A 12162-nucleotide genomic window follows, 5' to 3' on the forward strand; every position below is an offset into this window, starting at 1 on the left:
GACATCCGACGGGCAGGCTTTTCATGCCGCCGGACAAAGCAGGCATAATACCGCGCCTTTACCCATCAACCGGTAGCCCCGTGAACCCAACGCCCGCTGTGAATACCTTGCGCCCCTCGGCTTGTCCGGGGTTGCTGCGTATTGTCCAGGCGTTGGATGGCGGCATTTGCCGGATCAAATTGGCCGGAGGCTCGATCCGCGCCGACCAGGCCCACGCGGTGGCGGATGCCGCCCAGGCCTATGCCGGTGGGGTGATCGAGGCGACCAACCGCGCCAATCTGCAGATTCGCGGGATCGGCACTGAAGAACGCGCGCTGATTGCGATGCTGCTGGCAGCCGACCTCGGCCCCAGCAATGCCGCCGGCGACGACGTGCGCAACCTGATGCTCAGCCCGAGCGCCGGGATCGATCCGCAGATGCTCTTCGATACGCGCCCGCTGGCCGAACAGATCCTGAATACCCTGCAAAGCCACCCGCGTTTTCATGAGCTGTCGGCCAAGTTCGCCGTACAGTTGGATGGCGGTGAGGCGTTGGCGATGCTCGAACATCACCATGACCTGTGGCTGTCGGCGTTCGTACGTGGTGGCGAGACGCTTCTCGCCTTCGGCCTGGCGGGCTGTCCTGGGCTGGATGCGCCGCTGGCCGCCGTGCCATTGGACCAGGGCCATGCACTGGTGGTGGCCGTGCTGGAAGCATTTCTGGACATCGCCACTCCCGAGCAGACCCGCATGCGGCATTTGTCTGTGGATAACTTGCTGAGTCATCTCACGCTATCGCTGCTACCAGCCGATGGCTTCAAACGACCTCCCAGCGGCGCTTTGCTGCACCTGGGCACTTATCCACAGCATCAAAATAACAAGCTTTACGTCGCCGCCATCGCACCCTTGGGTCGCCTGGATGCGACGATGCTCAAGGGCGCCGCACAACTGGCCAGCGAATACGGCGACGGCACGCTGCGTTTCACCCCCTGGCAGGGCGTACTGCTGCCCAACGTCGAAAAACCGCACGCCGTTACCGAGCACTTGGCGCAGCTCGGCTTTCTTTGTTCCATCGACCAGCCCCTGGCGCGCATGACCGCCTGCACCGGCTCCAGCGGGTGCGGCAAGGCCCTGGCCGACACCAAGGCCGACGCCGTGCAACTCGCTGCGCTGGACACAGGGCACAACGTGCATCTGTCCGGCTGCCCACGCTCCTGCGCCGCCGCACATACCGCGCCGGTGACCTTGCTGGCGGTGAGCCCCGGCCACTACGACCTCTATTTTCGCGAGGCAGCCCACCCCGATTTCGGCCGGCTGCACGCACGCAACCTTTCTATTGAAGCGACGGGCGCCTTGCTGCGCGCCCGCCCACGGAGCAACACCGATGATTGATTACATCCGCGACGGTCAGGAGATCTATCGCAACTCCTTCGCCATTATTCGCGCGGAAGCCAAGTTGGACCGCATCCCGGCTGATTTGGAGAAACTCGCGGTGCGGGTCATTCATGCCTGCGGCATGGTCGACGCCATCGACGGCCTGCAGTTCTCCGAGGGCGCGGGCAAGGCCGGGCGCGATGCGCTCGCCGCTGGCGCGCCGATCCTGTGCGATGCGCGGATGGTTTCCGAAGGTGTGACCCGCGCGCGTTTGCCGGCCAATAACCCAGTGATCTGCACCCTGCGCGACGACAGCGTGCCGGAGCTGGCGCGCGAACTGGGCAACACCCGTTCCGCTGCCGCCCTTGAACTGTGGCGTCCGCACCTGGAAGGCAGCGTGGTGGTGATCGGCAATGCGCCGACCGCGTTGTTCTATCTGCTGGAAATGCTGGATGCGGGCGCGCCGAAACCGGCGTTGATCCTCGGTTTCCCGGTCGGTTTTGTCGGCGCCGCCGAGTCCAAGGCAATGCTTGCCGCCGACAGTCGTGGTGTGCCGTTCGTGATCATGCAGGGCCGACTGGGCGGTAGTGCCATGGCCGCCGCTGCGGTAAACGCCCTGGCCACGGAGGTCGAATAATGCAGGCACGCGGACGTTTGATCGGCCTGGGTGTGGGCCCCGGTGACCCGGAACTGATCACCCTCAAGGCCCTGCGCCTGCTGCGTGAGTCGCCCGTGGTGGCGTACTTCGTGGCCAAGGGCAAGAAGGGCAACGCCTTTGGCATCATCGAAGATCACCTGGTGCCGCAACAGACGCTGATGCCGCTGGTGTACCCGGTGACCACCGAAGTGTTGCCGGCGCCGATGTCCTACGAACAGGTGATCAGCGATTTCTACGACGCCGCCAGCGTTGACGTCGCCGCACATCTGGATGCCGGCCGTGACGTGGCGGTGATCTGCGAAGGTGACCCATTCTTCTATGGCTCTTACATGTACTTGCACGACCGCCTCGCCGAGCGCTATGACGCGCAGGTGATTCCTGGCGTGTGTTCGATGCTCGGCGGTGCCTCGGTGCTGGGTGCGCCGTTGGTGTATCGCAATCAGAGCCTGTCAGTTCTTTCGGGTGTATTGCCCCATGAAGACCTCAAGCGCCGCCTGGCGGATGCCGATGCGGCCGTGATCATGAAGCTGGGTCGCAACTTCCCGAAAGTGCGTCAGGTGCTGGAAGACCTTGGCCTGGCCGGGCGCGCGCTGTACGTGGAGCGCGCCACCATGGCGAACCAGAAGATCGTGCCGCTGGATCAGGTCGACCCGTCGTCGTCGCCGTACTTCTCGCTGATCATCGTGCCCGGTGAACGGTGGCAAGGTTGATGAGCCCGGCGATTGTCATTCTGGGCCAGGGCAGCCTGGCCACTGCGCGCAAGATCCAGCAGGTCTACCCCGGTGCGTTGATCCATGGCCTGGCCGGACGGGTCGACGGCGCGGACCAGACCTACAGTGAATTCGGCGCGACCCTGCGTCTGCTCTATCAGCAAGGCACGCCGCTGATTGCGCTGTGCGCGGCGGGTATCGTCATTCGTACCCTGGCGCCGCTGCTGTTGGAAAAAGGCGAAGAACCCGCCGTGCTGGCCGTGGCCGAAGACGGCAGCGCGGTGGTGCCGTTGCTCGGCGGCCTTGGCGGTGTGAACGTGATGGCGCGCGAAATCGCCGCTGCGTTGAACGTAGCCGCTGCGATCACTACCAGTGGCGAGCTGCGTTTTGGCACCTGCCTGCTCAACCCGCCTGCGGGTTATGAACTGGCCGACCTGGAGCTGGGCAAGCGTTTCGTCTCCGACCTGCTGGCCGGCGAAAGCGTGCGCATCGAAGGCGCCGCGCCGTGGCTGGACCAGGCCAACCTGCCCCAGGACCAACAGGCACGCCTGGCGATTCATGTGGGCAGTACCGAGCGCACGCCTGCCGCCAATGAATTGCTGATCTACCCGAAGAACATCAGCGTGACCTGCAAGCCAGGTGCGCAGTTGGCTGAGCGTGTGCGCACTGAGTTGCATGAGGCGGGCATCGCCGTGCAATCCCTGGCATGCCTGTTGGCCAGTGATACACAGATGGCCGAAGCGTCGTTGCATGAGGCAGCGTTGAAGCTGGGTGTACCGCTACGGTTTGCCAGCGTCACCCAGGACGTCGATATTGTCATCAACGTTGCCGAGCAACCCCTGGACCTGTCGCAAGTCGGCCGTGTGCGTGGCCGCTTGGCCGTGATCGGCCTGGGCCCCGGCGCCGCTGAGTTGATGGTGCCAGCGGTCAAGGCTGAACTGGCGCGCTGCACCGATGTGCTGGGTTACGAAACCTACGTGCGCATGGCCGGGCCCTTTCGTGACGACCAGGTGCAGCATTGCACCGACAACCGCGAAGAAATGCAGCGTGCCCGCCACGCCTTCGAACTGGCGGCCCAAGGTCGCTCGGTGGTTGTTGTGTCGTCCGGCGACCCCGGCGTGTTCGCCATGGCCGCTGCGGTAATCGAAGCCCTGCACGAATCCAGCGATCCAGCCTGGCATCAGGTCGACCTGGAAATCCTGCCGGGCGTTTCGGCCTCGCTCGCCACCGCCGCCCAGGCGGGCGCGCCGTTGGGCCATGACTTCTGCGTGATGTCGCTGTCGGACAACCTCAAACCCTGGTCGATCATCGAAAAGCGCTTGGATTTGGCCTCCCAGGCCGACTTGGCGCTGGCGTTCTACAACCCGATCTCGCGCTCGCGGCCGTGGCAGTTGGGGCGTGCCCTGGAAATTGTCGCGCTGCATCGCACGCCTGATACGCCGGTGGTGCTAGGCCGGGATATTGGTCGGCCGGGTCAGACCCTGCGCGTCACTACGTTGGGGCAACTGACGCCGGAGCAGGTGGACATGCGCACCATGGTGCTGATCGGCTCCACCACCACCGTCACCTTCCCGCGTGCCGGTGGCGGTGAATGGGTGTACACGCCGCGTTGGTACGGCGAGAAACCTGCTTCCTGAAAATGGCCCCTCGGGTGTCTGAAAACTCCGAATGACCCAGGGATTTTCCTGGCGTTGTCCGGGGTTTTTCTTTTTTCTGCGATGAAATCCGCAAGCCCGCCAGACACCGCCCCCGTTATTGCTGGGTTGCACGGTTTGACGGGGTGCGCCAAGGGATGTTTATCGTCTGGAAAACCCTGCAGCCAGTGGACTAGGGTGGACATAAGCCCCGAGTTGGGGTGCTTGTGGAGAACCAAGATGGAGCGACATCACAGAAGGATCAACAATAAAAAAAGGCGCAAGTTGATTGCCGCCTACAAACTACCGGGGGCGCCCGGAAAACGTGCGGCTTTACCGCCGGACACCGAGGACGACTTCAACGCGGCCGTGGTCAACAACAGCGTAATTTCGTTTGCTGAAGGCCTATCGAGTCTGAATCGGGAATACGTGCGTAAAAGTTATCTGCTGGCCAGCAGCTACGTCAGCGATGTATTGAAAGTGCACCGCGGTACCGAGGATTGGTACGACGAATTCATCAAAGTGATGGTCAGCCTGGGGTGGCTGCCGGTGCGCAGCCGTTTCGAGCGGGTTTCAGGTGCGGGCAAGGGCCTGACTGTGCAGTTGGCGGCGCTGAACATTATTGCCGCCGTGTTGGCGTCGAGTACGTTGTCCGGGCCGCTGCTGACAGCGTTGCCGAAACTGGCGGCCGATGCATTGGAGGCGTTGAAGCAGACGCCTGCGTCTTTCGAGCTGTTCAAACGCAACAGCTCTGTGCACCAGGGCGCTGACTTCGGCCTGGCATCCTGTGTGCAAACAGACGGCGAACTGATGATGGTGCTGGTGACCTACAGCAGCCATGGCGTGAGCAAACAGGTGGGTCTGCCTTTCCTGGAATGGGACAGCTCCTCGTTCGAGGCCTTCAGCGGGCAGACATGCCTGGTGCTGAATACCTCGGTGGTCAACGAAAAGACGATCCAACTGATGCGCGAGAGTGCGGGTGACAAGGTGCAGTTGGCGATCGCCAAATACCGGATCTAGGGCACCAGGTAACCGCGTACACCGGTGAAGATGATTTGCGCGGCCAGGGCACACACGAACAGTCCCATCAACCGGCTGACAATCTGCAAGCCTTGGTCGCCTAAGATGCGTTCGATCCGGTTGGACAGGTACAGCACCACGCCCACCGTAAGGCTGGCCAGGGCAATGCTGAGGATGGCGGTGAGCTTGTCGTCCCAGTGTGGCTGGCTCACGCCCATCACCAACAGTGCGCCGATGGTGCCGGGGCCGACGGTAAGGGGGATGGTCAGCGGCACGATGGTCACGTCTTGCTGCACGTTGTCGGTCTGCACCGCCGACTTGCCCTGGGCCATGCCCAGGGCGGAAATGAACAGCACGCTGCCGGCGCCGATGCGGAAGGCGTCGACGGTGATGCCAAACACGCTGAAAATTACGCGGCCGAACAGGTAGAGCAGCACGCTCGATACCAGGGTCGCCAACGCCACCTTCCACGCCAGGCGGCGCCGTTCTTTGCTCGAGTAGCCACGGGTGAGGCTGATAAAGCAGGACAGCACGAAGAACGGGCTGTAGAGCACCAGCATTTTCAGGTAGACGCTGAATAACACGTGGAGCATGTGAGTGGCTCGCGGGCGGAAAAAGTGTGGGCAGTCTATCAGGCGAAACAAATCAAATGTGGGAGCTGGCTTTTGTGGTGAGCGGGCTTGCCCCGCGCTGGGCTGCGAAGCGGCCCCAATAAGTACGCCGCGTTGTGTCAGGCAGTCCGCGGCGTAGGGTTTTAGGGCTGCTTCGCAGCCCAGCGCGGGGCAAGCCCGCTCACCACAGCAAGCCCGGTCCCACATGGGGATTGTGTTTCAGGTCAGGAGGGGGCGTGTTCGGGTCGTTGTTGACGCTGCGCCACCCAGAACTCCACCAGCTCGCGCAACTGTGACAACTCCACCGGCTTGGCCATATGCCCGTCCATCCCGGCCTGTCGTGCACGCTCTTTATGTTCCGACAGAATGTGCGCCGTCAGCGCCACTACCGGTGTGCGAATACGCTGGTGGCTGACTTCCCACGCGCGCAGTTGTTGGGTCGCCGAAAAACCATCGAGGATCGGCATTTCACAGTCCATCAGCACCAGGTCATAACGTTGGGCCTTCATCGCCTCCAGCGCCTCTTCGCCATTGCTGGCGGTGTCGGGGTTGAGGTTGAGCTTGCCGAGCATGCCACGGATCACCTTGGTGGAGATGCTGTTGTCTTCGGCCACCAGGATGCGGAAATCCGTCGGCACGGTGATGGCGGCCGGGGCATTGAGGACCGGGCGGGGTGGAACGTTGCCTTTGCTGCGCTGGGTCAGTTCGTCGGCCAGGGTGGTCTTGAGCGTGTAGCCCGCCACGGGTTTGGCGAGGATGCGCTTGATCCCGCAATTGCGCGCGATGATCTTGCTCGGCGCGTTGCTGATACCGGTGAGCATGATCAACAGGATGTCGTGGTTCAGGCTTGGGTCTTCCTTGATCTTCGCCGCCAGTTGCATGCCGGTCATGCCGGGCATGTTCTGGTCAAGCAGCACCACGTCGAAGTAATCGCGCAGGTGTGCCTTGGTGCGCAGCAATGCCAGGGCTTCCTTGCCCGATGGCACCGCGCTGACGTTGAGGCCCCAGGCCGAGCATTGCTGCACCAATACTTTGCGGCAGGTGTCGTTGTCGTCCACCACCAGCACCCGCGCGCCCTTGAGTGGGCCATCGAGGTCGGAGGTCGGGTGCTCCAGGCGTTCCGGGTCCAGCGGCAGGGTCAGCCACAAGGTGCTGCCCTGATGGCTGCCGCTCTTGATACCGAACTCGCCATTCATCAGCAGGATCAATTGGCGCGCGATGACCAGGCCCAGATGGCCGTTCAGGCGGGTGGCCGAGAAGAAATTCTTGCTGTGCAGTTCGCTGTGCAGCAGGGCGTCACGTTCGGCGGCTTCCATCGGCAGGCCGCTGTCCTGCACGGCAATGCGCAGACGCGGCTTGGTGCTGCGATCATCCAGCGCGACGACGATCAGCACTTCGCCTTCGTCGGTCTTCTGCAGGGCGTTTTCCAGCAGGCTCAACATGGCCTGGCGCAGGCGCGTCGGGTCGCCGCTGATCACACGGGGCACTTGGGGCTGGATAAAGCTGATCAGTTCGACGTTTTGCTGCTCGGCCTTGGCGCGGAAGATACTCAGGCAGTCTTCGATCAGCGCGTTGAGGTCGAACTGCACGTCATCCAATTCGATCTGGCCGGATTCCAGCTTGGAAATATCGAGGATTTCGTTGATCAGCGTGAGCAGTTCATTGCCAGCACTGTGGATGGTCTGCACGTAGTCGCGCTGTTTTACCGACAGCGGCGTGCCCAGCAGCAATTCGGTCATGCCCAGCACGCCGTTCATAGGCGTGCGGATTTCGTGGCTGATCTTGGCCAGGAACTCGGCCTTGGCGGCGATCTCGGCGTTGCTTGCCGCCAGGTCACGGCTGAGGCTGAAGCGCGCTTCGACAATCGCCCGCTGGCGTTCGCCCAGCGCCAGGCTCATCAACAGACCGCTGAGACAGATAAACGCCAGCAGCGTCACGATCAGGCCCTGGGGCGAGACCATCGTCAGGCCCAACAGCGCCGGCAGGATGATCAGCGTGCCGATGTTGAACACCACCATCGCCGCCACGAACAGGCGTGCCGGGCGGTAGCCTTTCTGCCAGTGATAGGCCGAGACAAACAGCATGCTCAAGCCAGCCAATGCCACCAGGGCATAGGTGATGATGTTCAGCGGCAGGGTGTTGACGAACAACAGCAGCAGGCCGCACAGCACGATAAACAGGATGTCGGCCATCAACAGCTTGTTCAGCGGGTGTGGGCCCAGCGGCATGAAGAACCGGTAGGCAAACATCAGCCCGCACGGCGCGGTCAGCAGCAGGGCCAGGTAGGCGCCCGGCGTCTGGATCGCGTGCCAGTTTGGCAGCCAGGGGCCGATCAGGTTGAGCAGCAGTGCGAGGCTGAGCATCAGCAGGATCTCGCAAGCCGCCAGCCACAGGCTGCTGCGCGAGCGGTGGTAGGCGAAACGGGTGATGTTATGCAGGATCAGCATCAGCAGACAGCCGAACAACAGGCCGTAGATCAGTGTCTGGGTCTGGTCGGCGGCGGCGAGCACGGCCGGTTCCAGGGTGATATAGGGGCGCAGTTCATGTTCCGAGACCAGGCGCAGGTAGACCTCTAAAGGTTTCTGGCTTTGGGGCATGGGCAGCATGAAGTCACTGCTGGGTAACGGGCGCTCGGCCTGGGGCTGGCGTGTGCCGGTACTTTGTTGCTCCACCAGGGTGTCGCCGTCGAGTACATAGAGGCTCAGGTGGGATAAATCCGGGGCAAAGACCCGAAGTACTTGTTCGTGCTTGCCGGGTTGCAGCTTGAAACGCACCCACAACGCACCGTCCGGTTCGGCGGCGGTAAGGCGGTCCAGTTCGATGGGGCTGAATTGATTGGTGTAGCGCGAGGAACGGATGTCGCTCAGTTGCAGGTCGGCCTGTTCATCAAGCAATACTGCCCAGCCACTGCCTTGCGCGGCGGCCTGGGCCGGGAACAAGCAGAGCAGTGTCAGCAGACTGACAGTGAAACCTATGGCGATCCTGAGCCAGCGCACGGCGAAATCCCTTCGTAGGTTGATGCACGGTTAACTATGCGCGGGTCGGCCGGCATACGGCAAGGGCCAGAGGCCCTTGCCTAGCCGAACGGATAGCAGCTTACTGGCTCTCGCCACGCTCCCGCGCAATGGCGCGATAGCCAATGTCCTTGCGGTAGAAGCAGCCATTCCAGTCGATTTTTGCAGCCAGCTTGTAAGCCTGTTGCTGCGCGGCGTCGACGCTGGCGCCCATGGCGGTAGCGCACAACACACGGCCACCGGCGGTCACGACCTGGCCATCCTTGAGCGCAGTGCCCGCATGGAACACTTTGCCTTCCAGCGTAGCAGCCGCGTCGAGACCTTCAATCACGTCGCCCTTGGCGTAGTCAGCAGGGTAGCCACCGGCCGCCAGCACAATACCGACACTCGGACGTGGATCCCACTGGGCTTCCACCTTGTCCAGGGCCTGGGCCAGGGCAGCTTCCACCAGCAGAACCAGGCTCGATTGCAGGCGCAGCATCACCGGTTGGGTTTCCGGGTCGCCGAAGCGGCAGTTGAACTCGATGACTTTCGGGTTACCGGCTTTGTCGATCATCAGGCCGGCATACAGGAAACCGGTGTACACATTGCCTTCGTCGGCCATGCCGCGCACGGTCGGCCAGATCACCAGGTCCATGACGCGCTGGTGCACGTCGGCGGTGACCACCGGGGCAGGGGAGTAGGCACCCATGCCACCGGTGTTCGGGCCGGTGTCACCGTCGCCGACGCGTTTGTGGTCCTGGCTGGTGGCCATTGGCAAGACGTTCTTGCCGTCGACCATCACGATGAAGCTGGCTTCTTCGCCGTCGAGGAATTCCTCGATCACCACGCGTGAACCAGCGTCACCAAAAGCGTTGCCAGCGAGCATGTCGCGCACCGCGTCTTCGGCTTCCTGCAGGGTCATGGCGACGATCACGCCTTTGCCGGCGGCCAGGCCATCGGCTTTGATCACAATCGGCGCACCTTTTTCACGCAGGTAAGCCAGGGCCGGCTCGATCTCGGTGAAGTTCTGGTAGTCGGCGGTCGGGATCTTGTGGCGCGCCAGGAAGTCCTTGGTGAATGCCTTGGAACCTTCCAGCTGGGCCGCGCCAGCGGTTGGGCCGAAGCAATCCAGGCCACGGCTGCGGAACAGGTCCACCACGCCGGCAACCAATGGCACTTCCGGACCGACGATGGTCAGGGATACATTCTTTTCAGCAAAGTCTGCCAGCTGCTCAAGGGCCAGCACGTCGATAGCGACGTTCTCGCACTTGGCTTCAGTGGCGGTACCGGCGTTGCCGGGGGCCACGAACACTTTCTGGACGCGCGGGTCCTGGGCAACTTTCCAGGCCAGGGCGTGTTCACGGCCACCGCTGCCAATGATCAAAACATTCATTTCAAAAACCTCGGATGACGCTGAATTCTTGGGAACACCACATTCTGTAGAAGCCGGCTTGCTGGCGATGACGGCCTCTGAATCACTACAAGCTTCAAGGGCCTCATCGCCGGCAAGCCGGCTCCTACAGTCGTGCTTTTAGTGGCGGAAGTGGCGCATACCGGTGAAGACCATAGCGATGCCAGCTTCATCAGCGGCAGCGATGACTTCAGCATCTCGCATCGAGCCACCCGGTTGGATCACGGCGGTAACACCGGCTTTCGCGGCGTTGTCCAGGCCGTCACGGAATGGGAAGAACGCATCGGAAGCCATTACCGAACCCACGACTTGCAAGCCAGCGTGTTCAGCCTTGATCGCGGCGATACGCGCCGAGTTCACGCGGCTCATCTGGCCGGCGCCGACACCAATGGTCTGGCGGTTCTTGGCGTAGACGATGGCGTTGGATTTAACGTACTTGGCCACTTTCCAGGCGAAGATCAGGTCGTTGATCTCTTGCTCGGTCGGCGCGCGTTTGGTCACGACTTTCAGGTCTTGGCTGCCGATCATGCCGATGTCGCGGCTCTGTACCAGCAAGCCGCCGTTGACGCGCTTGTAGTCCCAGGCAGCCGCACGCTCAGCCGACCACTCACCGCAGGCCAGCAGGCGTACGTTGGCTTTGGCCGCCACGATAGCGCGGGCTTCTTCGCTGACGCTTGGGGCGATGATCACTTCAACGAACTGACGCTCGACGATCGCCTTGGCGGTCTCGGCATCCAGTTCACGGTTGAAGGCGATGATGCCGCCAAACGCGGATTCGGTGTCGGTGGCGTAGGCCAGTTCGTACGCCTGGCGGATACCGCCCTCAGCGTCCGGGCTGACCGCCACGCCGCACGGGTTGGCGTGCTTGACGATCACGCAGGCCGGCTTGACGAAGCTCTTCACACATTCCAGCGCGGCGTCAGTGTCGGCCACGTTGTTGTAGGACAGCTCTTTGCCTTGCAGCTGGGTCGCGGTGGCGATGCCCACTTCGGCAGGCTTGGCTTCTACGTAGAACGCCGCGCTCTGGTGCGGGTTCTCGCCGTAGCGCATTTCCTGGGCCTTGATGAACTGGCTGTTGAAGGTGCGCGGGAACTGGCTGCGGCCTTCGGTGGACAGTGTTTCAGCAGCCTGGTTAACAGTGCCCATGTAGTTGGCGATCATGCCGTCGTAGGCGGCGGTGTGTTCGAAGGCCTTGAGCATCAGGTCGAAGCGCTGGGCGTAGGTCAGGCCACCGGCCTTCAGGCTTTCCAGCACGTTGGCGTAATCGCTGGCGTTGACCACGATGGCCACGTCTTTGTGGTTCTTGGCCGCCGAGCGCACCATGGTCGGGCCGCCGATATCGATGTTTTCGATGGCGGTCGGCAAGTCGCAGCCTGGCTTGTTGATGGTGGCTTCGAACGGGTAGAGGTTAACGGCCACCAGGTCGATCGGCTTGATGCCGTGTTCGGCCATGATCGCGTCGTCGGTGCCGCGACGGCCGAGGATGCCGCCGTGGATTTTCGGGTGCAGGGTCTTGACCCGACCGTCCATCATTTCTGCGAAACCGGTGTAGTCCGCCACTTCTACTGCGGCCACGCCGTTGTCCTGCAGCAGTTTGAAGGTCCCGCCCGTGGAGAGGATTTCCACGCCCAGGGCTTCCAGCTCCCGGGCAAATTCGAGGATCCCGGTCTTGTCGGAGACACTGATCAAGGCGCGGCGGATCGGCAGGCGGGTAGTCTGGTCGGTCATTTCAATTTCCATCAAAAGCAAAGGAAGTCAGCAAAAAAGGCG

Annotated in this window: 9 protein-coding genes; 5 read left to right on the plus strand and 4 right to left on the minus strand. The window is 62.4% G+C overall.

Features of this window, described 5'->3' with window-relative positions:
• Positions 1 to 23: 23 nt before the first annotated feature.
• The 5 genes from cobG to RB216_RS02895 all read left to right on the plus strand — a co-directional run bounded on the left by cobG (position 24) and on the right by RB216_RS02895 (position 5374).
• Positions 24 to 1370: a precorrin-3B synthase gene (cobG, locus tag RB216_RS02875; RefSeq protein WP_068935316.1), complete on the plus strand. Its 1347-nt coding sequence runs from the start codon at positions 24 to 26 to the stop codon at positions 1368 to 1370.
• Complete coding sequence (locus RB216_RS02880) at positions 1363 to 1989, plus strand: precorrin-8X methylmutase (protein ID WP_016976987.1); 627 nt, start codon at positions 1363 to 1365, stop codon at positions 1987 to 1989. The genes cobG and RB216_RS02880 overlap by 8 nt, the downstream gene beginning before the upstream one ends.
• A complete protein-coding gene (locus RB216_RS02885; RefSeq protein ID WP_068935318.1) occupies positions 1989 to 2720 on the plus strand; it encodes a precorrin-2 C(20)-methyltransferase in 732 nt (243 codons plus the stop codon). Before RB216_RS02880 ends, RB216_RS02885 begins: the two co-directional genes overlap by 1 nt.
• Complete coding sequence (gene cobJ, locus RB216_RS02890; RefSeq protein WP_028615571.1) at positions 2720 to 4357, plus strand: precorrin-3B C(17)-methyltransferase; 1638 nt, start codon at positions 2720 to 2722, stop codon at positions 4355 to 4357. The genes RB216_RS02885 and cobJ overlap by 1 nt, the downstream gene beginning before the upstream one ends.
• Positions 4358 to 4594: 237 nt before the next feature.
• Complete coding sequence (locus RB216_RS02895) at positions 4595 to 5374, plus strand: hypothetical protein (RefSeq protein ID WP_236317914.1); 780 nt, start codon at positions 4595 to 4597, stop codon at positions 5372 to 5374.
• On the opposite strand, the gene tspR is transcribed toward RB216_RS02895, so the two are convergent.
• The 4 genes from tspR to purH form a co-directional block, all read right to left on the minus strand.
• A complete protein-coding gene (tspR, locus tag RB216_RS02900) occupies positions 5371 to 5967 on the minus strand; it encodes a type III secretion system genes modulator TspR (protein ID WP_003171467.1) in 597 nt (198 codons plus the stop codon). The genes RB216_RS02895 and tspR overlap by 4 nt on opposite strands.
• 242 nt (positions 5968 to 6209) lie before the next feature.
• On the minus strand, positions 6210 to 8981 hold the full coding sequence (locus RB216_RS02905; protein ID WP_028615573.1) for a hybrid sensor histidine kinase/response regulator: 2772 nt from the start codon (positions 8979 to 8981) through the stop codon (positions 6210 to 6212).
• A 100-nt stretch (positions 8982 to 9081) separates the two neighbouring features.
• Entirely contained in the window at positions 9082 to 10374 is a 1293-nt protein-coding gene (purD, locus tag RB216_RS02910; RefSeq protein WP_028615574.1) for a phosphoribosylamine--glycine ligase, read from the minus strand.
• Between the two features lie 138 nt (positions 10375 to 10512).
• Entirely contained in the window at positions 10513 to 12120 is a 1608-nt protein-coding gene (gene purH, locus RB216_RS02915) for a bifunctional phosphoribosylaminoimidazolecarboxamide formyltransferase/IMP cyclohydrolase (RefSeq protein WP_122554725.1), read from the minus strand.
• Positions 12121 to 12162 lie beyond the last annotated feature (42 nt).

Origin of the sequence: Pseudomonas canadensis (genome assembly GCF_030980095.1) — a bacterium.
Classification (GTDB): domain Bacteria; phylum Pseudomonadota; class Gammaproteobacteria; order Pseudomonadales; family Pseudomonadaceae; genus Aquipseudomonas; species Aquipseudomonas canadensis.